General features: G+C 72.0%; 20 protein-coding genes and 1 riboswitch. Of the genes, 13 read left to right on the forward strand and 7 right to left on the reverse strand.

The annotated features are described in order from the left end of the window. Positions 1 to 43 precede the first annotated feature (43 nt). Complete coding sequence (locus IEZ25_RS05875) at positions 44 to 1,051, forward strand: glycerophosphodiester phosphodiesterase family protein (protein WP_224748508.1); 1,008 nt, start codon at positions 44 to 46, stop codon at positions 1,049 to 1,051. Here the strand turns inward: IEZ25_RS05875 and IEZ25_RS05880 are convergent. Both IEZ25_RS05880 and IEZ25_RS05885 read right to left on the reverse strand, forming a co-directional pair. Next, positions 1,040 to 1,327, reverse strand: coding sequence for a hypothetical protein (locus IEZ25_RS05880; RefSeq protein WP_191198463.1), 288 nt, complete (start codon positions 1,325 to 1,327; stop codon positions 1,040 to 1,042). The two genes, IEZ25_RS05875 and IEZ25_RS05880, sit on opposite strands and share 12 nt — an antisense overlap. An 11-nt stretch (positions 1,328 to 1,338) precedes the next feature. After that, the gene (locus tag IEZ25_RS05885) at positions 1,339 to 2,661 is read right to left on the reverse strand and encodes a PspC domain-containing protein (protein ID WP_191198464.1); all 1,323 of its coding nucleotides are present in this window, start codon (positions 2,659 to 2,661) and stop codon (positions 1,339 to 1,341) included. 143 nt (positions 2,662 to 2,804) lie between these two features. Between IEZ25_RS05885 and IEZ25_RS05890 the strand changes: the two genes are divergently transcribed. The 6 genes from IEZ25_RS05890 (at position 2,805) to pcrA (ending at position 9,662) form a co-directional block, all read left to right on the forward strand. Next, entirely contained in the window at positions 2,805 to 4,190 is a 1,386-nt protein-coding gene (locus IEZ25_RS05890) for an ATP-binding protein (protein WP_191198465.1), read from the forward strand. After that, positions 4,187 to 4,861: a LuxR C-terminal-related transcriptional regulator gene (locus tag IEZ25_RS05895; RefSeq protein WP_191198466.1), complete on the forward strand. Its 675-nt coding sequence runs from the start codon at positions 4,187 to 4,189 to the stop codon at positions 4,859 to 4,861. Before IEZ25_RS05890 ends, IEZ25_RS05895 begins: the two co-directional genes overlap by 4 nt. A gap of 100 nt (positions 4,862 to 4,961) precedes the next feature. Continuing rightward, entirely contained in the window at positions 4,962 to 6,374 is a 1,413-nt protein-coding gene (locus IEZ25_RS05900; RefSeq protein ID WP_191198467.1) for an APC family permease, read from the forward strand. Position 6,375: 1 nt separating this feature from the next. After that, positions 6,376 to 6,825, forward strand: coding sequence for a universal stress protein (locus IEZ25_RS05905; protein WP_191198468.1), 450 nt, complete (start codon positions 6,376 to 6,378; stop codon positions 6,823 to 6,825). An 18-nt stretch (positions 6,826 to 6,843) separates the two neighbouring features. Continuing rightward, a complete protein-coding gene (locus tag IEZ25_RS05910) occupies positions 6,844 to 7,200 on the forward strand; it encodes a hypothetical protein (RefSeq protein WP_191198469.1) in 357 nt (118 codons plus the stop codon). Positions 7,201 to 7,271: 71 nt separating this feature from the next. Beyond that, complete coding sequence (pcrA, locus tag IEZ25_RS05915) at positions 7,272 to 9,662, forward strand: DNA helicase PcrA (protein ID WP_191198470.1); 2,391 nt, start codon at positions 7,272 to 7,274, stop codon at positions 9,660 to 9,662. 233 nt (positions 9,663 to 9,895) lie between these two features. Here the strand turns inward: pcrA and IEZ25_RS05920 are convergent, their stop codons facing one another. Continuing rightward, positions 9,896 to 10,738, reverse strand: a complete 843-nt coding sequence (locus tag IEZ25_RS05920) for a M23 family metallopeptidase (RefSeq protein ID WP_191198471.1) — start codon at positions 10,736 to 10,738, stop codon at positions 9,896 to 9,898. 156 nt (positions 10,739 to 10,894) lie between these two features. Then, entirely contained in the window at positions 10,895 to 12,217 is a 1,323-nt protein-coding gene (locus tag IEZ25_RS05925; protein WP_191198472.1) for a cryptochrome/photolyase family protein, read from the reverse strand. 128 nt (positions 12,218 to 12,345) lie between these two features. Here IEZ25_RS05925 and sucC point away from each other — a divergent pair, with 128 nt between their 5' ends. Continuing rightward, positions 12,346 to 13,515: an ADP-forming succinate--CoA ligase subunit beta gene (sucC, locus tag IEZ25_RS05930; protein ID WP_191198473.1), complete on the forward strand. Its 1,170-nt coding sequence runs from the start codon at positions 12,346 to 12,348 to the stop codon at positions 13,513 to 13,515. Positions 13,516 to 13,534: 19 nt separating this feature from the next. Beyond that, on the forward strand, positions 13,535 to 14,416 hold the full coding sequence (gene sucD, locus IEZ25_RS05935) for a succinate--CoA ligase subunit alpha (RefSeq protein WP_191198474.1): 882 nt from the start codon (positions 13,535 to 13,537) through the stop codon (positions 14,414 to 14,416). Here sucD and IEZ25_RS05940 read toward each other — a convergent pair whose 3' ends face one another. From IEZ25_RS05940 to IEZ25_RS05950, 3 genes are all read right to left on the reverse strand, one after another. After that, entirely contained in the window at positions 14,417 to 14,617 is a 201-nt protein-coding gene (locus IEZ25_RS05940) for a hypothetical protein (protein ID WP_191198475.1), read from the reverse strand. Between the two features lie 3 nt (positions 14,618 to 14,620). Next, positions 14,621 to 15,916 carry a hypothetical protein gene (locus IEZ25_RS05945; RefSeq protein ID WP_191198476.1) on the reverse strand — a complete coding sequence of 432 codons (1,296 nt, stop codon included), beginning with the start codon at positions 15,914 to 15,916 and terminating at the stop codon, positions 14,621 to 14,623. A gap of 70 nt (positions 15,917 to 15,986) precedes the next feature. Continuing rightward, complete coding sequence (locus IEZ25_RS05950; protein WP_191198477.1) at positions 15,987 to 17,879, reverse strand: SigE family RNA polymerase sigma factor; 1,893 nt, start codon at positions 17,877 to 17,879, stop codon at positions 15,987 to 15,989. A 146-nt stretch (positions 17,880 to 18,025) separates the two neighbouring features. Between IEZ25_RS05950 and IEZ25_RS05955 the strand changes: the two genes are divergently transcribed. From IEZ25_RS05955 to purH, 4 genes are all read left to right on the forward strand, one after another. After that, the gene (locus IEZ25_RS05955; RefSeq protein WP_191198478.1) at positions 18,026 to 19,357 is read left to right on the forward strand and encodes a cell division protein PerM; all 1,332 of its coding nucleotides are present in this window, start codon (positions 18,026 to 18,028) and stop codon (positions 19,355 to 19,357) included. Positions 19,358 to 19,429: 72 nt separating this feature from the next. Beyond that, positions 19,430 to 20,563, forward strand: a complete 1,134-nt coding sequence (locus IEZ25_RS05960; RefSeq protein WP_191198479.1) for a YibE/F family protein — start codon at positions 19,430 to 19,432, stop codon at positions 20,561 to 20,563. A gap of 9 nt (positions 20,564 to 20,572) precedes the next feature. Then, entirely contained in the window at positions 20,573 to 21,187 is a 615-nt protein-coding gene (gene purN / locus IEZ25_RS05965; RefSeq protein WP_191198480.1) for a phosphoribosylglycinamide formyltransferase, read from the forward strand. A gap of 2 nt (positions 21,188 to 21,189) precedes the next feature. Then, positions 21,190 to 21,267, forward strand: a riboswitch (ZMP/ZTP riboswitch). 24 nt (positions 21,268 to 21,291) lie between these two features. Then, positions 21,292 to 22,866, forward strand: coding sequence for a bifunctional phosphoribosylaminoimidazolecarboxamide formyltransferase/IMP cyclohydrolase (gene purH / locus IEZ25_RS05970; protein WP_191198481.1), 1,575 nt, complete (start codon positions 21,292 to 21,294; stop codon positions 22,864 to 22,866). Positions 22,867 to 22,883: the final 17 nt, after the last annotated feature.

Raw genomic sequence — 22,883 nt, forward strand, 5'->3', positions numbered from 1 at the left:
CTGACGACACCGGGCGGTCCCGCAGCGCGCGCACCGTGGTGGCATGACGGTGACCGCCGAGGCGCCCCTGGGTCGGATGAGCAGGGCCTCGTCGTTGGTCCTCACGCCCGCCGTGGTTGCGCACCGCGGCGCCAGCGGGCACCGTCCCGAGCACACGCTCGACGCCTATCGCACCGCGATCCGGATGGGCGTCGACGACATCGAGCTCGATCTCGTCTGCACCAAGGACGGGGTCCTGGTCGCCCGGCACGACCTCGAGCTCAGCACGACGACCGACGTCGCGCGTCGCGCCGAGCTCGCCCACCTCCGCCGCACCGTCACCGTGGACGGGGTGGCGCAGCGCGGCTGGTTCGTGCAGGACCTCACGCTGCCCGAGCTCAAGACCCTGGCCGCTCGCGAGCGGATGCCGGCCACCCGGCCCGCCAACACGGCGTACGACGGTGCCGAGGGCGTGCCGACCCTCACCGAGGTGCTGGCGATGGTCGGCGCCGAGTCCGCCCGTCGTGGTCGTCCGGTCGGGGTGCTGCTCGAGCTCAAGCACGCGGACCACCACGACGAGATCGGCCTGCCGCTCGACGCGCCGCTGCTGCGCGACCTGGCCCGGCACGGCCTCGACCACCCGTGGGCGCGGGTCACGCTGATGTCGTTCGAGTCCCGGATCCTGCGGCGGCTGGCCGAGCGCACCCGACTGCCGGTCGTGCAGCTGATCGAGCGCGACGAGCCCGTCACGCCGGAGGTGCTGGACGGGATCGACGACTACGCCGACGGCATCGGCCCGCACACCTCGCTCGTCCTGCCGCGTGACGACCGGGGTGCCATCGCGGAGCCGTCGAGCCTGGTCCGTGAGGCCCACCGTCGCGGCTTGACGGTGCACGTGTGGACGGTGCGCGGCGAGAACCGCTTCCTGCCCAGCAACCTGCGGCACGGCGACGCCCCCGATGCGCTCGGGGACATGGCGGCCGAGGTCCGCGCCCTGCTCGCGGCCGGTGTCGACGGGGTGATCACCGACCACCCCGAGGCCGCGCTCGCGGCCCGGCGCTCACCTGCGTGAGGGCCAGACCGACGCCGCGAGGCCGGCCGCACCGGCGGCGAGCCACGGGATCGGCAGCAGCCAGCGCAGGTCGCCGGTGGCGACCACGTCACTGCGGATGAGCGCCCACACCAGCACGATGCCGACGAAGGCGACGCCCATCACGAGCTGGCCGATGTTGACCGGGTGGAAGCCCGACGGCTTCTCGGGGGCGTCGAGCGGGCCGGTCATCGGCTCGTCGTAGGTGGCGTGGACGGCCGTGTCGTAGCTGGTCTCGGGGTACGTGTCGTCAGTCATGGCGATGCTCCTCAGGCCGCTTCGCGGACGAGGATCTCGCCGCCGACCAGGTCGATGGTGATGGACATGTCGGGGGCCTGGGTGCCGCCGTCCAGGAATCCGTTCTGGGCGACGTCGAAGCCGTCGCTGCGCTGGTCGAAGACCCGGCTGCTGCCGCCGACCACGCTGGTCCTCACGTCGACGTCGACGCCGTCGGGGACGATGACCTCGATGCGGCCGCCGACCCCGTCGATGGCGATGTCGCGACCGTCGAGCGCGTCGACGTCGGAGACCTCGGAGAGGTCGAGGGTGAACCGGCCGCCGCCGAAGTCGTAGCTGTCGCGCAGCTGGGCAGAGGTCGTCGGGGTGTAGGCGCGGTCGCCTGCGTCGAAGTCGTCGCCGACCGTGGCCGCGGCCGTGCCGAGCGCGGCGACGAGACCCAGGGCGATCAGGCCACCGGCGCGACCCCAGAAGGCTCCGACCAGCAGCATCACCGCGGTGATGGCGAGGGCCAGCGCCGGGTAGGCGCTCCCGGCCACCGCGACCCCGGCCAGGTCGACCACGCCGAGGACGCCGATGCCGAGCGCGATCAGCGCCAGGGTGAAGCCGAACAGGATCGGGCCGCGCCTGCGCGGGTTGCGGGGACGCTCGCGGACGTACGTCGTCGGCGGCACCCAGGCATAGGGCGGCTGGGCGTCGTGCTCGGCGTACGACCGGGTGTCGGGCTCGGCGTACGTCTCGCCGGTCGCACCGTCAGCCGGAGCGGCGTACGGCGCCGTGGCGGGCTCACCGGCAGGCGCGGCGTCACCGCTCTGGTAGGCGGCTGCGTAGGGGTTCTGGTCGGGTCGGCCGGACGAGTAGCCGTAGCCCGACCTCGGGCGCGCCGAGCCCCTGTCCTTGCGGTGCAGGAACCACACGACGAGCGCGGCGAGGATGGCCAGCGGCCACGGGAACCAGAAGGCACCGGCCCAGTCGCCGACCGCGCACAGCACCGCGAGGATGCCGACGCCCACGAGCGCGATCGTGCGGTTGCGCTTGTCGAGGCCGAGCGGCTCGTCCGCCGATCCCTCCTCGGGCACGAGCACCCAGGCGCCGACGTAGGCCAGCAGTCCGGCGCCGCCGAAGAAGATGCCCACGACGAGCACGACCCGCACGATGATGGGGTCGATGTCGAGGTGGCGGGCCAGGCCGCCGGCGACACCGGCGATGTGCCGGTCGGTGACGCTGCGGCGCAGGCGGCCGAGGTCCTTGACGTCGTCGCGGCCGACCCGAGGGCCGGTCGGGCCGGTCGGGCCGGTCGGGCCGGCGGCGGGCTGCTCGGTGTCTGTGTCTGTGCCGGGGCTGGGGTTGTCCATGGCTCAACTCTCGTCGGCGGGGACGGGCCGCACCATCGGGGACAGCCCTGATTCGTCTGCTCCCGGCCGGGGTCCGGCTCAGGGTCGGCTCGGGGTCAGTCCTCATGGTCGCGCACCTGCGTGCCTGCGACGATGGAGGCACGATGACGCAGCCCAGCTCCTCCCGACACGCCCTCCCGCCCCTCGCCGCGGCGGGCGGCGCGCGGTCGCGCCCGGGCGACTCGAGGGGCACCGCCGGTCCGCGACGCGCCTACCGCGACACCTCGTCCTCGATCGTCGGCGGCGTCGCCGCCGGGCTGGCCGCCCATCTGGCGGTGCCCGTGCTGTGGGTGCGCTGCTTCTTCGTGGCCACCGCCCTGCTGGGTGGCTTCGGGCTGATGCTCTACGCCGGCCTCTGGTTCTTCCTGCCGGCCGGCCAGGGCTTCGACGTCAGCGCGCCCGGGCTGGAGAGCGCGACCCGCACCGGCAAGCGTCCAGGGCGACGCACCCGGCTGCGCGACGCCGGACCGGCGCTCGCGCTGGGTGCCCTGCTCTTCGGAGTCGTGCTGGGCTTCGAGGGGGTCTTCGGCCAGGGTGCGCTGTTCTGGCCGGTGGTGCTCGCGGTGGCCGGCGTCGCGCTGCTGTGGCGCCAGGCCGACGAGGCGCAGCGCGAGCGGTGGATCGACTCGACGGGCCGGATCGACCCGTTCCGCGCGGTCTTCGGCAACGGCGGCTGGGCGGCGTACGCCCGCATCGCCGCGGGTCTGGGCCTGGTCGTCACCGCCCTGATCGTGTTCGCCGTCGTCGCCGGTCAGGTGACCTTCGCGCTCCCGGTGCTGATCGCCGGGCTGCTCGGCCTGGTGGGGCTGGCGATCGTGGTCGGGCCGTGGGTGATGAGGCTGGTCGACGACCTCGGAGCGGAGCGGGCCGAGCGGGTCCGCACCCAGGAGCGCGCCGACATGGCCGCCCACCTGCACGACTCGGTCCTCCAGACGCTCGCGCTGATCCAGAAGAACGCGCACGACGCGTCCACCGTCGCCCGCCTCGCCCGCTCCCAGGAGCGCGACCTCCGACAGTGGCTCTTCGAGGCCGACACCGCCGACGCGACGACGCTCGCCGGCGCGCTCAAGGAGATGGCCGCCGACGTGGAGTCGCAGCACGACGTCGTCGTCGACGTGGTGACCGTCGGTGACTGCCCGCTCGACGAAGCGTTGCGCCCCCTCGTGCTCGCCGCCCGCGAGGCGGTCGTCAACGTCGCCAAGCACGCCGGCACCAAGCGCGCCGACGTCTTCGCCGAGACCTCCGCCGCCGCGGTGGACGTGTTCGTCCGCGACCGCGGCGCGGGCTTCGACGTCGACGCGGTCGCCGCCGATCGCCAGGGCGTGCGCACCAGCATCGTGGACCGGATGGCCCGCCACGGCGGACGGGCGGACGTACGCTCGGGCCCGGGTGAGGGCACCGAGGTCCGGCTGCACATGCCCCGCACCGACTCCCACTCCACCTCTCACACCACGTCCCGCGACCCCTCCCACGAGCAGGAGAACCGATGAGCCAGGCCAGTCCCGCCGCCCCGGGAGGTCCCGTGCGGGTCGTCCTGGTCGACGACCACGCGATGTTCCGCGCCGGGGTCCGCGCCGAGCTGGCCGCGTCCGGGACCGGCGTGGTCGAGGTCGTCGGGGAGGCGGCCGACGCCGACGCCGCGATCGCCGTGGTGCGCGACCTCGCGCCGCAGGTGGTGCTGCTCGACGTGCACCTGCCCGGCGGAGGTGGCGTGGAGGTGATGCGCCGCCAGCCCTCGCCCGACACGCTCTACCTCGCGCTGTCGGTCTCCGACGCGGCCGAGGACGTCATCGGCACGATCCGCGGTGGTGCCCGGGGCTACGTCACCAAGACGATCACCGGCCCCGAGCTGGTCGACGCGATCAGCCGGGTCGCCGGCGGTGACGCCGTCTTCTCGCCGCGGCTCGCGGGCTTCGTGCTCGATGCCTTCGCCGGCTCGATCGACGTCTCGGCGGTCGACGAGGACCTCGACCGGCTGACCGAGCGCGAGCGCGAGGTGATGCGGCTGATCGCCCGCGGCTACGCCTACAAGGAGGTCGCCAAGGAGCTCTTCATCTCGGTGAAGACCGTCGAGACCCACATGTCGTCGGTGCTGCGCAAGCTGCAGCTCTCCAGCCGGCACGAGCTCACCAAGTGGGCCTCGGACCGGCGCCTGCTCTGAGGTGTGGCGATCCCCCTCGGGGTGGTCGACGGTTGACATCGGCTCGCCGAACCGCTGGGGTCGGGTGATCGCACTCGCCTCTCGGAAGTGAGGGCCACCCGTGGCCGACACCGCAACAGCACCGGCCGTGGACGACGAGGGCGGCCTCAAACGGTCGATCACCGGACGGCTGCTCTTCTTCTACGTGCTCGGCGACGTGCTCGGGTCGGGCATCTACGTGCTCATCGGCTCCGTTGCCGGCGAGGTGGGAGGGGCCTTCTGGGCCGCCTTCGCGGTCGGGGTCACGGTCGCCGGGTTCACCGGCCTGGCCTACGCCGAGCTCGCGACCAAGTATCCCCAGGCGGCCGGCGCCTCGCTCTACGTCAACAAGGCCTTCGGCAAGAAGCCGCTGACCTTCCTCACCACCGTGCTCTACCTCTCGGCCACCTTCGCCGCCGCCGGGTCGCTGGCCGCCGGGTTCTCCCAGTACGTCGCCGAGGTGTGGGACGCGCCCCCGGCCCTGCTGGTGATGATCGCCTTCATCATCTTGCTCGCGGTCCTCAACTTCATCGGCATCACCGAGTCGGTGGTGGCCAACATGCTGATGACCTTCGTCGAGGTCACCGGTCTGCTCATCGTGCTCGTCATCGGGGTGATCTACGTTGGGCAGGGCAAGGCCGACTTCTCGGTCCTCGCCGACTTCTCCACCGACGACAACATCATCTTCGCGATCGTCGCCGGCGTCGCGCTGTCGTTCTTCGCGATGACCGGCTTCGAGAACGTCGCGAACGTCGCCGAGGAGACCGTCGACCCCCACAAGAACTTCCCGATCGCCCTCATCGGCGGCATGGCCACCGCAGGCGTCATCTACGTCCTGGTGTCGATGGCGGCCGCGCTGACGGTCCCGGTCGACACCCTCGCCGACTCCGACGCGGCCCTGCTCGAGGTCGTCAAGGCCGGCATCCTGCCGATCTCGGTGACCGTGATGACGCTCGTCTTCGCCGTCATCGCGATGATCGCGATCACCAACACCACGCTCGTGCAGGTCGTCACCCAGTCGCGGATCCTCTACGGCATGGCCCGCGAGGACGTCGTACCCGGCGCGTTCGGCAAGATCCACAGCTCGCGCCGCAGCCCGTGGGTCGCGCTGCTCTTCAGCGCCGTCGTCGTCATCGGACTGGTCGTGACCGGCGACGTGCTCGGCCGCATCGGCCTCGACGTCGACATCGTGAGCCGGCTGGCCTCGGTCACCGTCGCACTGCTGCTGGTCGTCTACGCCGGTGTGATCGTCTCGTGCTTCAAGCTCCGCGGGAGCGACGAGTCGGAGAAGACGTTCCGCGCGCCGAGCGCGCTCCTCGTGCTGGGGCTCATCGGCAACGTCGTGCTGCTCGGCTACGTCATCGCCACCGACCCGACCTCCCTCATCTGGTGCGCCGGCCTGGTGGGCCTCGGCGGACTCCTCTACGTCGTCGAGGCGGTCTTCGGCTCGCGCAACCCCGACTCGACCGACACCGGCGCCGTGAAGGGAGCCTGACATGCACGTCGTCGTCGCCACCGACGGTTCGCGCCAGTCGCTCGCCGCAGCCAAGCAGCTCAAGGCGTTCGCCGACCCGGCGAAGATCACCGAGATCTCGGTGGTGGCGGTCATCCGCCCGCTGGCCTCGGTCGCCTTCGCCGACGACGTGTCGGGGAGCGGGTTCGACGGGTCCTTCCGCGACGCCGCCCAGAGCGCCGTCGACGCCATCGCCGCGGTCTACGACGGCTGGGGGCCGAAGGTCAACAAGCGGATCCGCAGCGGATCGGCGGCCAACGAGATCATCAAGGCGGCCCGGCAGTACGACGCCGGGCTGGTCGTCGTCGCCGCCGGCGGACGCGGGCTCAGCGACAGCGTGCTCGTCGGCAGCACCGCCCAGCGGGTCCAGCACTACGCACCGTGCCCGGTGCTCGTCGTACGCCCCGCGCCGAAGAAGGCGCGCAAGGGCTGACTCACTAGGGTGTGCGCCATGGAGACGCTCCGCCTGGTCCTGCTGTTCCTCCACATCCTCGGCTTCGCCGCCCTGCTCGGCGGCCTCCTCGTGCAGGTGCGCGAGGACGTCAAGTCGGTCAACCCGCTGATGCGCGACGGCGCCGGCACGGCGTTCCTCGCCGGCCTGCTGCTGGTCGGGGTGCTGGAGGCCGGCGACGGCGAGGTCAACCACGCCAAGATCGGCGTGAAGTTCGCCATCGGCCTGGTCATCCTGGTGCTCGTGATGGTCAACATGCGCAAGCCGAGCATCCCGCAGGGGCTCTACCTCGGGTTGCTCGCGCTCACGATCATCAACATCGCGGTGGCCGTCTTCGTCTCGCCCGCGCACGTCTGACCCGCGGCACCCTCCACAGGCCGCGGGCAGGGGCCGCGGGTGTCGTACCGGCCGCATAGGCTGGGCAGGACATGAGCCCCACCGAAGCCTCCGACCGTGCGCTGATCGACAACCCCCTCCTCGAGGGCCTCAACGAGCCCCAGCGGGCCGCCGTGACGCACGCCGGCGCACCCCTGCTCGTGGTGGCCGGCGCAGGATCGGGCAAGACCCGCGTGCTGACCCGGCGCATCGCCTGGTTGATCAACGAGCGCAAGGCCCATCCGGGCTCGATCCTGGCGATCACCTTCACCAACAAGGCCGCCGCCGAGATGAAGGCGCGGGTCCAGGAGCTCGTCGGCAACCGGGCTCGGATCATGTGGGTCTCCACCTTCCACTCCTCGTGCGTGCGGATCCTGCGCAAGGAGATCGACCGGCTCGGCTTCAAGTCCAACTTCTCGATCTACGACGCCGCCGACTCCAAGCGGCTGATGACCCTGGTGCTGCGCGACCTCGAGCTCGACCCCAAGCGCTACCAGCCCAACGCCGTGCTCAACTGGGTCTCGGACCAGAAGAACGAGCTGCGCGACGCCGAGGACGCCGCCAAGGAGGCGCGCAACTCCTTCGAGGAGGCCTACGCCAAGGCGTTCGTCGCCTACCAGCGCCGCCTGCGCGAGGCCAACGCGCTCGACTTCGACGACCTGATCATGACCACGGTCCACCTGCTGCAGGCGTTCCCCGACGTGCGGGAGCTCTACCGCCGCCGGTTCCGCCACGTGTTGGTGGACGAGTACCAGGACACCAACCACGCTCAGTACAGCCTGATCCAGCAGCTCTGCGGCGCGTCCTTCGAGATCGGCACCGATCCTGACGCCGAGCTGGCCGGGGAGCGGGTCGAGCCGAGCGAGCTGATGGTCGTCGGTGACGCCGACCAGTCGATCTACGCCTTCCGCGGCGCCGACATCCGCAACATCCTCGACTTCGAGAAGGACTTCCCCGACGCCACCACGATCCTGCTCGAGCAGAACTACCGCTCCACGCAGACGATCCTCAGCGCCGCCAACTCCGTCATCGGCAACAACCGCGGCCGCAAGCCCAAGCGGCTGTGGACCGACGCCGGCGCGGGGGAGCGGATCGTCGGCTACGTCTCCGACGACGAGCACGACGAGGCACGCTTCGTCAGCCAGGAGATCGACCAGCTCGTCGACGACGCCGGCATCCGGCCCGCCGACGTCGCCGTCTTCTACCGCACCAACGCGCAGTCGCGCGTGTTCGAGGAGGTGTTCATCCGCACCGGCCAGCCCTACAAGGTCGTCGGCGGGGTCCGCTTCTACGAGCGCAAGGAGGTCCGCGACGCGCTGGCCTACCTCCGGATGCTCGTCAACACCGCTGATGAGATCTCCCTGCGCCGGGTGCTCAACACGCCCAAGCGCGGCATCGGCGATCGGGCCGAGGCGTGCATCGCCGCGCTCGCCGACCGCGACCGCACCACGTTCTGGGAGGCCCTGGTCCGGGCCGACGAGGCGCCGGGCCTGGCGACGCGGAGCCTCAAGAACATCCAGGCCTTCGTCGCCATGGTCCAGGAGATCCAGTCGATGGTCGAGGCCGACGAGCGCCCCGACGTCATCCTCGAGTCCGTGCTCGAGCGATCGGGCTACCTCACCGAGCTCGAGGCCAGCGACGACCCGCAGGACGGCACCCGCGTGGAGAACCTCGCCGAGCTCGTCGCCGTCGCGCGCGAGTTCGCCGAGGACCCGCAGCCCGGCCCGAGCGCCGATCCGGCCGAGGTCGAGGCCGGCACCGTCTCCGTGGGGCTCGGCGACTTCCTCGAGCGCGTCGCGCTGGTGGCCGACGCCGACCAGATCCCCGACAGCCCCGACGGCGACGACTCGGGCGTGGTCACCCTGATGACCCTCCACACCGCCAAGGGCCTCGAGTTCCCCGTCGTCTTCCTCACCGGCCTCGAGGACGGCGTCTTCCCCCACCAGCGCTCGCTCGGCGACCAGCCCGAGCTCGAGGAGGAGCGCCGGCTGGCCTACGTCGGCCTCACCCGCGCCGAGAAGCGCCTCTACATCTCACGTGCGCTCGTCCGCTCGGCCTGGGGCGCGCCCAGCCACAACCCCGCCAGCCGCTTCCTCGACGAGCTGCCCGTCGACCTCGTCGACTGGCGGCGTACGGCGTCGGAGCAGACCAGCTGGGGGCGCCAGGACCTCTCCGGCGGCTCGACGCGCCTGGGCACCCCGACCGACGCCGGACGGCGCAACTTCAGCTCCGCCGCCCTCCGCGCCGACGCTGCCTCGAAGGCCAAGCCCGCCCGCGAGATCCCGAGCCTCGCGCCCGGCGACCGGGTGGTGCACGACTCGTTCGGGATGGGCACCGTCGTCGCCGTCGACGGGGTCGCGGAGAAGTCCGTCGCCTCGATCGACTTCGGCTCCGAGGGCGTCAAGCGGCTGCTGCTGCGCTACGCCCCGGTCGAGAAGCTGTAGCTCGCCCGCCGGCCGCGCGGCGCTGACGTCATGGCGCGTGGCCGCCCGGGCAGCCGGTGGCCATGACGTTGCTGTCGCTTCGTGGAGCGGTGACCCACCCACGTCTCCAGCGTCAGGAATGTCGCTCCATCACCGCTCGAGCTTCGGCTCTGGGCACCAACGGTGAGTGGTGCAGGTTCTGCGCGGCGAGAACATGTCTCACTCACCGCTCGGAGCAGGGCCCCGATCAGGTGTCACGGAACGATGCCGTGCTCCACGAAGGCCTGGAAGGGGTCGACCGGGCCGCCGCCGCCGGGGCGGACCTCGAGGTGGAGGTGCGAGCCGGTGACGTTGCCGGTGGCGCCGACGGTGCCGATGGTCTCGCCGCCGTTGACGCGCTCGCCGACGGAGACGTAGATCGTGGTCTGGTGGCAGTACCAGATCTCGGTGCCGTCGTCGAGGACGACGGCGGTCTTGTTGCCGTACGCGCCGTCGTAGCCGGTGAAGGTCACGGTGCCGTTGGCGATGGCGTGGATCGGGTCACCGGTGTTGCCGTTGAAGTCGAGACCGGTGTGGTAGTTCGCCCAGAGGCCGTACTGCCCGAAGACGGCGGTGATCTGGTAGTTGTCGAGGGGGAGAACCCACTTGTTCTCCTTGATCTTCACCGCCTGCTTCTCGGCGTCCTTGCGCATCTGGGTGAGCTTGGCGTCGCGCTCGGCCTTCTGCTTCTCGGCGAGGGCGACGAGCTGCGGGTCGGTGTCCTCCCCGGCCTCGCGGGTCTCGCTGCGGCTCACGACCTCGCCGCGGCGGGCGAGGGCCTGACCGGCGGCGGCGCCGACCGAGGCACGGGCCTCGACCGAGGAGCCGGTGGGGGCCAGGGCGGACACGCCTGCGCCGGACGCGGTGACAGCACCGCCGGCGGACACGGCGAGGACCGCCACCCCGGCCACGAGGGGCAGGGACGGCAGGCGCAGCGGGGAGCGACGAGGCGGTGTGGCGGCACGTCGCTTGCCCGTCACCGGGGTGACGGGAGTGCTGACGAGGGTGGTCGCCGAGGTGCGTCGCCGGGGGGCGCGCTCCGCTCGGTGGTTGCCCATAGGGGTAGTTACCAATCTGCCGGGTCAGGGGGGTCGGGTCGGCAAGACCGCGACCGACCATAACGGAAAGATCACGGGAAAGTGCAACCGTGGATCAAATTGATGTGCACAACCCGGTCGTCGTCCGGATTCCGGACGAGGTCCGTCGCAGCGACCTCACCCTCGCACGGCCTGGTAGCGGTCGAGGGCCTCGCGCCGCTCGTCGGCGTGGTCGACGATCCGGAGCGGGTAGTCCTTCTCGTAGCCCACGTCGGACTTCCACGGCTCGTGCGCGGACTTGCCGGGCAGGTGGGCGAGCTCGGGCACCCAGCGGCGCACGTAGTCGCCCTGCGGGTCGAACTTCAGGCCCTGGGTGATCGGGTTGAACACCCGGAAGTAGGGGGAGGCGTCGGTGCCGGTGCCGGCCACCCACTGCCAGCCGTGGTTGTTGGAGGCGACGTCGCCGTCGATGAGCAGGTCGAGGAAGTGCCGCGCACCCACGGGCCACCACACGTGCAGGTCCTTGGTGAGGAAGGAGGCGGTGATCATCCGCACCCGGTTGTGCATCCACCCGACCTCACGCAGCTGGCGCATCCCGGCGTCGACGATCGGGAAGCCGGTCGTGCCGGTGCGCCACGCCTCGATCGCGTCCTCGGGCTCGTCGTAGCGCAGCCCCTTCAGCGCCGGCTTGAGGTCCTCCCACGCCGACGACGGCGTGTGCCACAGCACGTCGGCGTAGAACTCGCGCCACGCCAGCTCGTTGGCGTACGTCGTCGAGTGGTCGATCTCGGCCAGCAGCGAGCGCGGGTGCAGCACCCCGAGGTGGAGGTAGGGCGAGAGCCGCGAGGTGCCGTCGTGGTCGGGACGGTCGCGCTCGGAGGAGTACGAGCCCAGGCCCTCGTCGCGAAACGAGCGCCAGCGACGCCAGGCGGCGTCCTCGCCGGCCCCCGGCAGGTCGAACGGCGCGTCGGCCACCGCCTGCTCCAGCATGTCGATCGCCTTCTGGTGGGAGTCGCCGGCGACGACGTCGGGGGAGCGGGGCGTGCGCGCGGGCTCGGGCCACCCGCGCTCGCGCCAGGCCCGGGAGAAGGGGGTGAAGACCTGGTAGGGCTCGCCGCTGCCGTTGCGCACCAGCCCCGGCCCGACGGCGTACGGCGACCCGGTGGCCACCAGCTCCACCTCGTCGGCGACGGCGTCGTCGCGGCGTCGGCCGTAGGGCGTGGTCTCGGCGGAGACGTGCACCCGGCGGCCGTCGGCCACGCGAGGCACGACCGTGCGCGGATCGCCGTGCTGGATGGTCAGCGGGATGCGCTCGGCGAGGGCGAGCACGTTGGCCGCGAGCCAGGCGCGTCGCGCCGCACCTGCCCCCGACCAGATGGCCGGGTCGACCACGAACAGCGCCGTCACCGACCCCTCGTCGAGCGCGGCGAGCAGCGCCGGGTTGTCCCGCACCCGCAGGTCGCGACGGAACCACATCACCGAGGAGCTCTTGGCCGACATGGTCCTCAACCTAGCCGCGGAGTGAGCACCACCACGCTCGCCCGGCCTCGTGGTGGCCCCCTCGACAGGTCTAGGGTGCCGAGAGGTAATCCCGGGAATGACCGCAGACGAAAAGGACTGGGTACGTCGTGGACCTGATGGAGTTTCAGGCGAAGGAGCTCTTCGCCAAGCATGGAGTGGCGACCACCCTCGGGGTGGTCGCAGAGACGCCGGAGGCCGCACGTGCCGCCGCCGAGGAGATGGGCGGGGTGACCGTCGTCAAGGCCCAGGTCAAGGCTGGCGGCCGGGGCAAGGCGGGCGGTGTGAAGATCGCGAAGAGCGCCGACGAGGCGGAGTCCTACGCCCGCGACATCATCGGCATGGAGATCAAGGGCCTGCGCGTCAACCGCGTCCTGGTCACCCCGGCGACGCCGCCGGTGGAGGAGTACTACTTCTCCTTCCTGCTCGACCGCTCCAACCGCTCGCACCTGTGCATCGCCTCGGTCGAGGGCGGCGTGGAGATCGAGGAGGTCGCCAAGACCAACCCCGACGCCGTCAAGCAGATCCCCGTCGACGCCATCGAGGGCGTGACGCCGGAGAAGGCCGCCGCGATCGTCGACGAGGCGAAGTTCCCCGCCGAGCTGCGCGACCAGGCCATCGAGATGGTGCAGGCGCTCTGGAAGGTCTACGTCGAGGAGGACGCCACCCTCGTCGAGGTCAACCCGCTGGCTCGGCTCGAGGGCGACAAGCTCGAGGCGCTCGACGGCAAGGTGTCGCTCGACGACAACGCCTCGGAGGTCCGCCACCCCGACCACGAGCAGTTCGAGATCCGCGAGGAGGCCGACCCGCTCGAGGCCAAGGCCAAGGACAAGGGCCTCAACTACGTCAAGCTCGACGGCGAGGTCGGCATCATCGGCAACGGCGCGGGCCTGGTCATGAGCACCCTCGACGTCGTCGCCTACGCCGGTGAGGCGCACGGCGGCGTGAAGCCTGCCAACTTCCTCGACATCGGCGGCGGCGCGAACGCCCAGGTGATGGCCGACGGCCTCGACGTGATCCTCAACGACGAGCAGGTCAAGAGCGTCTTCGTCAACGTCTTCGGTGGCATCACCGCCTGCGACGAGGTCGCCAACGGCATCAAGGGTGCCCTCGAGATCCTCGGCGACAGCGCCACCAAGCCGCTGGTCGTGCGTCTCGACGGCAACAACGTCGACAAGGGCCGCGCGATCCTCGACGAGCTCAACCACCCCCTGGTCACCCAGGTCGACACGATGGACGGCGCGGCCGACAAGGCCGCCGAGCTCGCCCACCAGGCCTGAGAGAGAGAAACAGAACGCAATGTCTATCTACTTGAACTCTGACTCGAAGATCATCGTCCAGGGCATGACCGGCGGCATGGGTGCCAAGCACACGACCCTCATGGTCGAGTCGGGCGCCGACATCGTCGGCGGCGTCAACGCCCGCAAGGCCGGCACCACCGTCGAGCTCGGCGGCAAGGAGCTGCCGGTCTTCGGCACCGTCGAGGAGGCCATGAAGGAGACCGGCGCCAACGTGTCCGTCGCCTTCGTCCCGCCGGCCTTCACCAAGGACGCCTGCATCGAGGCCATCGACGCCGAGATCCCGCTCCTCGTGGTGATCACCGAGGGCGTCCCGGTCCTCGACACGGCCGAGGTCGTCGCCTACCTCGAGGGGAAGTCCACCCGGATGATCGGCCCGAACTGCCCCGGCATCATCACGCCGGAGGAGTCGCTGGCCGGCATCACGCCGCACACCATCGCGGGCAAGGGCCCCATCGGTCTGGTGTCCAAGTCGGGCACGCTGACCTACCAGATGATGTTCGAGCTGAAGGACTTCGGCTTCACCACCGCCATCGGCATCGGCGGCGACCCGATCATCGGCACCACCCACATCGATGCCCTCGAGGCCTTCGAGAACGACCCGGAGACCAAGGCGATCGTGATGATCGGCGAGATCGGCGGAGACGCCGAGGAGCGTGCCGCGGCCTACATCAAGGAGCACGTGACCAAGCCGGTCGTCGGCTACGTCGCCGGCTTCACCGCTCCCGAGGGCAAGACCATGGGCCACGCCGGCGCCATCGTGTCCGGCTCCTCGGGCACCGCGCAGGCCAAGAAGGAGGCCCTCGAGGCCGCCGGGGTCAAGGTCGGCAAGACGCCGTCGGAGACCGCCGAGCTCATGCGTGAGGTCCTGAAGGCCCTCTGATCAGGGTTGCTCGAGACGGCTCCGCAGGTCCGCCTGCGGGGCCGTCCGCGATTTCGGCTGGAGGTCGAGGTGGCGGGTCTCCCAGAGCAGTCGCCACACGACGTGGGCGCCCAGCAGGCGCACCGGCGTCGCAGCGCTCAGCCTGCTCGGCGACGGCAGCGTCGGGCAGGCCGAGCTGGCCAGCGTGGAGGGTATGGACATGTCTCAGCACCCCGTCTTCGTGAACGCGCACATCGCGGAAACGATCTGCCCGGTGGTCTCGGTGACCCCGTCGGCCTGGCTCCCCAGCGATGCGAGCGAACCCTCACCGTACGTCTGCACCATCAGCCGAGCAGAACCGACCCGAGTCACCTGGAAGACCGAGCTGCCGAGCCCGTCGTCGTAGGTCAGCCCCATCGTCACCGTGTCGTAGCCGGTGTCGCGCTCGAGGTCGGTCCACACCTGGTTGTCGAGCGAGCGGCACTCCTCGGCCGCCTGCCGGAGCGCCGCCATCCCCTCGACGGCAGCGTCGGCGTCCTCGTGGACGATGAGCTCGCGGGCGTCGAAGTACTCGGGGCCGAGGGCGCTGGTGACCAGACGCTCGGTCGGGCCGACCTCGACGCCGCGGGCGTGGGGCCACACGACGCGGCCGCACATCTCGACCTCGCCCATCCCGTCGCCGTCGGCCGACGGGGGAGACACCTCGGTCTCGCCGTCGCCGTCCGGCAGGCCGACGCCCAGTGGGAAGTCGGCGGGGATCGTGGCGGCCGCGCCGGTGGACGCGGGGCTGGGTGTGCTGCTGGGCGTGCTGGGCGACGCCGCCTGGTCGGCGAAGACCGCGAGGGAGGCGACCGTCCGGGCGAGAGGCTCCGCGGTCGAGCTGATCTGGGCCTCCAGGTCGTCGGCACCCCACTCGCCGTACGTCGACGTGGCCAGGAGGGCGGCTCCGGCAGGCACGACCTGGATGATCGTCGCGCCCGGGCCGGGCTCGCCGTCGAGGGTGTAGGTCTGGACGAGGGTGGCGGCCGGGCTCGGCCCGAACGGCGAGCGCCGGACCTCGGTGGTCGTCTCGGTGCGGCCGCTGGTCTCGGTGGCCCCGCACGTCGTCGGCAGCTCGCTGATGGTGGTGGCCAGCGCGGCCGCCTGGCCCGGGTCGCCCAGCAGCACCAGCTCGCGGGTGTCGGCAGCCTCGCCGCCGCTGTTGTCGGCCACCATCCGGTCGCGTGTGGGCAGGCCGCGCAGCGGGGTCGTGCCGCACAGCGTGAGGTCGCGCAGCCCGGTGCCGGACCGGGAGGTCACGATGGTGTCCTGCGGCCCGCCCATGCCGTCGGCGAGAGGGAAGTCGTCAGGGATCGCACCGACCGCTCCGGTGGTGCCCGTCGCAGGGCTCGTCGTGCCGGTGGCGTCGGCGGCGTCGCCGGCGCCCCCGGACGAGGCGTCGTCGGGAGCCCGCTCACCGCACCCGGCCACGGCCAGGGTGCCGGCCAGGGCGGCCGTGGCGATCGCTGCGCGGAACCTCACGCCTATGAAGACTCCGCGGAGGGCGAAAAGGTTGCCCCGGAGCGGGTCCCGCTCGCGCGCGAGTGGCGTGTCAGGCCGAGTCGAGGGTGTCGAGACGGTCGAGCACACGGCGGGCCAGGGCCACGAAGTCGGGCCGCGCCATCGTCATGTCGCGATCGGGGGCGAAGCCGAGCTGGGAGACCGCGGTCCCCTCCCGCGCGATGGCCATCAGGAAGGGGTAGGACTGCTTGTCGTTGAGCTGGATCGTCATGGCCCAGACACTGAGGTCCCGCTTGTCCGACGAGGTGGAGGCGAGCGGCGTCACGCTCGTGCCGAGGTTCTCCTGGGCGCACTGCCGGATCCGGTTGCGCACCTGCTCGACGAACGAGCGCGCCCGGGCCGGCCTCATCTTCCCGACCGTCTGGGTGAGGCCGAGCTGCTGGGCGTTCGGCGTCTCGGGGAAGACGAAGGTGCGGGTCAGCGCCTGGCTGATCCCCTTGCCCTGGAACGACGTCTCGTCGCACCTGGTGGCGGCGGTGTTGGTCTTCGCCCGCTCGGGGTCGGTGCCCACCCACGGCCCCCGGACCGCGGCGACGGGGGGCAGGTCGACGACCGACAGCACTCCCGGAGGGTTCCCGATGTCGAGAGGGCGGGTGACGTTGGACCGGGGGCGGCCGGCACAGGCGCCGACGGCGTCGGAGGTGCACAGGCCGTTGACCGAGGCGGCCAGGCCGGCGAGCGCGTCGCGGTCGCTGACCGGCCTGCCCTGGCTGCGCACGGCGCTAGTCACGACCAGGCTGCCGGTGCGGGCGACGCCGACGGTGATGGAGGCCGGCTCCGATCCCCACGACCGGAGCCGGAAGAGCCGGGCGTCGTCGCCGATCCGCTTGACCGCCTGGGTGCTCATGAGCTGGGTGCGCACGTCGGTGCACGCGGCGAACCACATGATCGAGGTCGCAAAGCCGGCCTCGGCGCTGGCGACGTCCTGCGACAGCTCGACCGTCTCGACCGCGGTGGCGGTCACGTCCGTGACCTGCCGTTTCCTGCTCCGCTGCTGCTTGCCCTGGCCGACCTTCTTCTCCACGGTGCGGGTCGCGGAGCCCTCCCAGGTGCGGGTCAGTGCGCCCACGTTGGCGGGGTCGGCGAACCGGTCGCGCTGGCAGGGGACCACGAGCCCGTCGCCGTCGAGGTTGTCGCCGGTCGAGGTCTCCTGCCAGTCCAGGCCCGGGCCGAAGCGGGTGAGCTGGTCGGGGGCGAGCAGCGAGTCCGCGCTGATCAGCTCCCCGCCGGTGTCGCTGACGGGCTCGTGGACGGTGACGCCGCCGTTGGCCTTCTCCTGGCTGAGGCTGGTCGCCTCGGCGCCCGAGCCCGTCGCCACCAGCGAGCCGGAGGCGATCAGCGCGGCGGTCGCGACCCCGGCGCCGATCACCGTGTGCGTGCGCCGGCGAGCGGCACCGGCGCGCCGGACGACCGTCGCGCGTGGCCAGCGGATCTCCTCGAGGGGAGCCGCGAGCTCCTGGACCAGGCGGCGGATCTCGGTCGTGGGCAGGTCGCGGTGCAGGGCGAACTGCGACGTCGCGGTCTGCAGCTCGCGCTCGGCGTCGGAGCGGGTGAGACCGACCTCACGTCCCATGTCGGCGAGGCTCAGCGTGGTGAGGTTCGTCAGCACCAGCAGCTCGCGCTGGCGCGAGGTGAGCTTGGACAGCGCGTCGAGCGTCGAGCGCACCTCGGGATCGAGCGACTTGTCGCGGTGCCAGATGCGCGCGGTGTGGCGCCGGCGGGCGCGCCGGAACGCGAGCGGACGGACGTAGGAGTCGCGGTCGTCGAGGGCGGCGACCTTGCGCCAGTGGTGCCAGGCGACCACGAAGGCGTCCCGCACGGCGGCGCGCGCGGCCGGTGCGTCGCCGGTCAGCGCGTAGGCCTCGTGCAGGAGTCGCGTGCGTGTCTCCGCGTAGTAGGCGTCGAACGTCTCCGGGCTCCTCATGACCGCTCCACGGTACGGGAGCGGTCCATGCCGTGCACATCGGTCGGACGGCTCGTCCGGGCCCCCGACCGCGGCGTTCCCGGAGCGTCGGCGGGGCGGCGTGGGAGCGCGATCCGCGCCACCGGCCGGGTGATGATGGCCCGGCCATGACGTCGCTCCTCACCCGACCCGACCGCGCCCGGACCGAGGCTGTCCCGCCGCGTCCGCTCGTGCTGATCGCGACGCTCGGGGGAGCGCTGGCGGCGCTCGGTCCGCTGGTCGTGCTGCTGGCGGTGGGCGTGATCGGCTGGTTCATCTCCGACGCCGGCGTCCACGGCGCCCCGCGCGACGGCATGCGGATGGGCGCGCTCGCCTGGCTGGCCGGTCACGGGTCCGGCTTCACCGTCGAGGGGGCGCGGGTCACGATCGTGCCGCTCGGCGTCACCGCCGTCGTCGCGTGGTCGATGTGGCGGCTCGGCCACCGCGTCGGTGATGCGGTGTCGGGACACGGGCCCGACGCGGACCGGATCTCCGACGGCGAGCGCGACTTCACCGTGCCGACGGCGATCTCGCTGTTCTTCGCCGGCTACGCCGTGGTCGCCGTCCTGGTGGCCACGCTCGCGGCTGGCACCACCGCCGACCCGTCCGTGCCGCGGGTGCTCGCGTGGACCCTCGTGCTGACCGCGCTGGTGGCCGCGCCGGCGATCGCGACCGGCTCGGGGCGGGCGGCGATCTGGGCCGCCCTCGCACCGGCGACCGTGCGTGCCGGCGCGGCCGTGGCGCGAGCGGTGCTGACCAGCCTGCTCGCGGTCTCCGCCCTGCTCTTCCTCGTGGCGCTGGTCCTGTCCTTCGACGAGGCCGCCACGATGATGGCCCGGCTCCACACCAGCCCGTCCGAGGCGGGTCTCTACACGCTCGTCAACGCCGCCTTCCTCCCCAACGCCTCGCTCTTCGCCGGCTCGTGGCTGCTCGGCCCCGGGTTCGCCGTCGGCGGAGCCACGCTGGTCTCGCCCGGTGCGGTGGTGCTGGGTCCGCTGCCGGTGGTCCCGCTCCTCGCCGCACTGCCCGCAGCCGGCACGCCGGCGGGATGGGTGGCGTCGCTGATGGTGCTCCCGCCCCTGGCAGCGGCACTCGTCTCGTTCCGCGCCCTGCGCCGGAGCGCGCTCTCGTGGGACCGGATCGCCCTCGCCGGGTGCGGTGGCGGGCTGGCCGCGGGCGTCGGCCTCGCGGTGCTCGCGGCTCTGTCGGGCGGCGCGGCCGGTCCAGGTCGGATGCGGTTCATCGGCCCGTTCGTCCCCGACGTGCTGGTGCACGCCATGACCGCCTGCGGTCTCGGCGCCCTGCTCGGCGCGGCGGTCCCGGCCTTCCTCGCCTGGCGCACGGCCCGCGGCCGGGCCGCCGAGGTCGTCCGGCAGGATGACGACATGCCCGAGGACCGGACCCGCGTCGCCGCGGACGACACCCAGGCCATCAGCGCGACCGACCTCGACGAGGACTGAGCGTTGGGGGCTGGCCACAGCCACGGCGAGCGTCCTGCACTGGGACCCGCGCCGCGGGACATCAGGACGCTCATGGCGGTCCTGGTCGGACCGCTCGTGCTCGCGACCCTGGTGGGCCTGGTGACGTTCTGGCCCGACGGCGACCTCGAGCTCACCGGCCCCGGCCTGGAGGTGCAGCGCGGGACCGCCGAGGTGACCGGGTTCGTCCCCTGCCGGCTCGTCGACGGCAAGGAGATCGAGGGCTGCCAGGCGGCGACCGTCGACGTGCTCAGCGGCACCGGGAAGGGCAGCGAGCAGGTGGCGGTGCTGCCCTACGGCGAGAAGGCGCCCCAGGTCGACGTCGGCGACCGGATCATCGTGTCCTACGCCGAGCAGGCCCCTGAGGGCGAGCAGTACTCCTTCCAGGACTTCGACCGCGGACCACCGCTCCTGCTCCTGACGATCCTCTTCGCCGTCGGCGTCCTCGCGCTCTCGCGCTGGCGCGGCATCGGCGCCCTGGCCAGCCTGGCGTACTCCCTCGTGCTGATCGTCGTCTTCACGCTGCCGGCGATCATGGAGGGCTCCTCGCCGCTGGGCGTGGCCGTGGTGACCGCGGCGGCGATCATGCTCGTCACGCTCTACCTCTCCCACGGCTTCACCATCCGCACGACCGTCGCCATGCTCGGCACGCTGGTCTCGCTGGTGGTCATCGGCGTGATCGGCTGGGTCTTCACCCGGATCGGTCACTTCACCGGGCTGGTGGACGAGGGCAGCCAATACATCTCCGGCATCGCCGCGCAGGTCGATCTCCGCGGTCTCCTGCTCGCCGGGCTGGTGATCGGCGCGCTCGGCGTGCTCGACGACGTCACCGTCACCCAGACCTGGGCGGTGTGGGAGCTCGCCGACGTCGACCCCGACGCCAGCGCGCGCTCGCTCTTCGTCCGGGCGATGCGGATCGGTCGCTCGCACGCCGCCTCCACCGTCAACACCCTCGTCCTGGCCTACGTCGGGGCGACGCTCCCGCTCATGCTCGTCTTCTCCGCGCTCGAGCTGCCGTTCGGGATCGCGGTCAGCCAGGAGGTCGTCGCACAGGAGGTCGTGCGCGGCCTCGTCGGCGGGCTCGGGATCCTGGCCGCGGTGCCCGTGACGACCGCGATCGCCGCCCTGGTGGCCGGCCGGCTGGTCCGCGACCGGACAGCCGACGGCCCGCCCTCCCACCGGGCCTAGACTCCTGCGGTGCCCGAAGCCCGTCTCGTCGTCCTGGTGTCCGGCTCCGGCACCAACCTGCAGGCCCTGATCGACGCCTGTGCCGATCCGGCGTACGGCGCCCGCATCGCGGCGGTCGGCGCCGACCGTGAGGACATCGAGGGACTCGCGCGCGCCGAGCGGGCGGGCATCCCGACCTTCGTCCGGCAGGTGTCCGACTTCGAGACCCGCGAGGGCTGGGACTCCGCCGTCACCACCGTCGTGGAGCGGTTCGAGCCCGACATCGTGGTCTCGGCCGGCTTCATGAAGCTGCTCTCGCAGGACTTCCTCGACCGCTTCCTCACCCTCAACACCCACCCGGCGCTGTGCCCGTCGTTCCCCGGCATGCACGGGCCCCGCGACGCGCTCGAGCACGGCGTCAAGGTCACCGGCGCGACGCTCTTCGTCGTCGACGCAGGCGTCGACACCGGTCCGATCGTGGCGCAGGTCCCGGTCGCCGTGGAGGAGGACGACGACGTCGCGTCCCTGCACGAGCGGATCAAGACCGCCGAGCGCGCCATGCTGGTGGACGCGGTCGGTCGCATCGCCCGCGAAGGCGTCAGCGTGGACGGGCGCAAGGTGCGCATCGGCACGTCTGCTGGGTAGTCTGCGGCTCACACGACTGGCGCAGGTGGGACACCACCAGGGAGTGACGCGCGAGGACATCGAACGCCTGGGTGCCCTCGACTCGATCCGCAACGAGGAGTCCCGTGTCCGACAGCACCCCTGACCAGATCGCCATCAAGCGCGCGCTCGTCTCCGTCTACGACAAGGCCGGCCTCGACGACCTCGTCCGCGGCCTGCACGACGCCGGCGTCGAGCTCGTCTCCACCGGCGGCTCGGCCGCACGCATCGAGTCGCTCGGCCTGCCGGTGACGAAGGTGGAGGACCTCACCGGGTTCCCCGAGTGCCTCGACGGCCGGGTCAAGACGCTGCACCCGCGGGTGCATGCCGGCATCCTGGCCGACCGCCGCCTCGACTCCCACGTCGAGCAGCTCAAGGAGCTCGAGGTCGAGCCGTTCGACCTCGTCGTCAGCAACCTCTACCCCTTCACCCAGACCGTCGCCTCGGGAGCGAGCCCCGACGAGTGCGTGGAGCAGATCGACATCGGCGGGCCGTCGATGGTGCGCGCGGCAGCGAAGAACCACCCGAGCGTCGCCATCGTCACCTCGCCCGCGACGTACGCCGACGTGCTGGCCGCCGTCGCCGCCGGGGGCTTCACCCTGGCCGAGCGCCAGCGCCTCGCCGCCGAGGCTTTCGTGCACACCGCGACCTACGACGTGCACGTCGCCTCGTGGATGGGCAACGTGCTCACCGACACCGGCTCGGACGGTGGCTCCGGCTTCCCGGCGTGGATGGGCGGCACGTGGGACAAGGCCGGCGAGCTGCGCTACGGCGAGAACCCGCACCAGTCCGCCGCGCTCTACACCCAGCCCGCGGGCGGTGGGCTGGCGCGTGCCGAGCAGCTCCACGGCAAGGAGATGTCCTACAACAACTACGTCGACGCCGACGCGGCCCGCCGGGCGGCCTACGACTTCGACGAGCCGGCCGTGGCGATCATCAAGCACGCCAACCCCTGCGGCATCGCGGTCGGCGCGGACGTGGCGGCGGCGCACCGCAAGGCCCACGCGTGCGACCCCGTCAGTGCCTTCGGCGGTGTGATCGCCACCAACGTCGCGGTCTCGGTCGCGATGGCCGAGCAGGTCGCCGAGGTCTTCACCGAGGTCATCGTGGCCCCGGGCTACGAGGACGGCGCGGTGGAGGTGCTGCAGGCCAAGAAGAACATCCGCATCCTCACCTGCGAGCCCGTCGTCCGGGGCGAGGTGGAGATGCGACCGGTCTCCGGCGGCCTGCTGGTGCAGCAGCGCGACTACGTCGACGCCCCCGGTGACGACGTCTCCACCTGGACCCTCGCCACGGGCGAGGCCGCCTCGCCCGAGGTGCTCGCCGACCTGGCCTTCGCCTGGCGCGCGTGCCGCGCGGTGAAGTCCAACGCGATCCTGCTCGCCGCTGACGGCGCCTCGGTGGGCGTCGGCATGGGTCAGGTGAACCGCGTGGACTCCTGCCGCCTCGCGGTCGAGCGCGCGGGGGACCGGGTCACCTCCGCGGTGGCCGCCTCCGACGCGTTCTTCCCCTTCGCCGACGGGCCGCAGATCCTCATCGACGCCGGCGTGAAGGCGATCGTGCAGCCGGGTGGCTCGGTCCGCGACGCCGAGGTCGTCGCGGCCTGCGAGGCCGCCGGAGTGACGATGTACCTCACCGGCACCCGCCACTTCTTCCACTGATGTTGCGCATCCCGCAC

Source organism: Nocardioides hwasunensis (genome assembly GCF_014779665.1).
In the GTDB taxonomy this organism is placed as follows: Bacteria; Actinomycetota; Actinomycetes; order Propionibacteriales; family Nocardioidaceae; genus Nocardioides; species Nocardioides hwasunensis.

Bases quoted from the DNA above. Each gene is read 5' to 3' on its own strand.
- IEZ25_RS05875 (WP_224748508.1), top strand. From the start codon at position 44: ATGACGGTGACCGCCGAGGCGCCCCTGGGTCGGATGAGCAGGGCCTCG.
- IEZ25_RS05880 (WP_191198463.1), bottom strand. From the start codon at position 1,327: ATGACTGACGACACGTACCCCGAGACCAGCTACGACACGGCCGTCCAC.
- IEZ25_RS05885 (WP_191198464.1), bottom strand. From the start codon at position 2,661: ATGGACAACCCCAGCCCCGGCACAGACACAGACACCGAGCAGCCCGCC.
- IEZ25_RS05890 (WP_191198465.1), top strand. From the start codon at position 2,805: ATGACGCAGCCCAGCTCCTCCCGACACGCCCTCCCGCCCCTCGCCGCG.
- IEZ25_RS05895 (WP_191198466.1), top strand. From the start codon at position 4,187: ATGAGCCAGGCCAGTCCCGCCGCCCCGGGAGGTCCCGTGCGGGTCGTC.
- IEZ25_RS05905 (WP_191198468.1), top strand. From the start codon at position 6,376: ATGCACGTCGTCGTCGCCACCGACGGTTCGCGCCAGTCGCTCGCCGCA.
- IEZ25_RS05910 (WP_191198469.1), top strand. From the start codon at position 6,844: ATGGAGACGCTCCGCCTGGTCCTGCTGTTCCTCCACATCCTCGGCTTC.
- pcrA (WP_191198470.1), top strand. From the start codon at position 7,272: ATGAGCCCCACCGAAGCCTCCGACCGTGCGCTGATCGACAACCCCCTC.
- IEZ25_RS05920 (WP_191198471.1), bottom strand. From the start codon at position 10,738: ATGGGCAACCACCGAGCGGAGCGCGCCCCCCGGCGACGCACCTCGGCG.
- IEZ25_RS05925 (WP_191198472.1), bottom strand. From the start codon at position 12,217: ATGTCGGCCAAGAGCTCCTCGGTGATGTGGTTCCGTCGCGACCTGCGG.
- sucD (WP_191198474.1), top strand. From the start codon at position 13,535: ATGTCTATCTACTTGAACTCTGACTCGAAGATCATCGTCCAGGGCATG.
- IEZ25_RS05940 (WP_191198475.1), bottom strand. From the start codon at position 14,617: ATGTCCATACCCTCCACGCTGGCCAGCTCGGCCTGCCCGACGCTGCCG.
- IEZ25_RS05950 (WP_191198477.1), bottom strand. From the start codon at position 17,879: ATGAGGAGCCCGGAGACGTTCGACGCCTACTACGCGGAGACACGCACG.
- IEZ25_RS05955 (WP_191198478.1), top strand. From the start codon at position 18,026: ATGACGTCGCTCCTCACCCGACCCGACCGCGCCCGGACCGAGGCTGTC.
- IEZ25_RS05960 (WP_191198479.1), top strand. From the start codon at position 19,430: ATGGCGGTCCTGGTCGGACCGCTCGTGCTCGCGACCCTGGTGGGCCTG.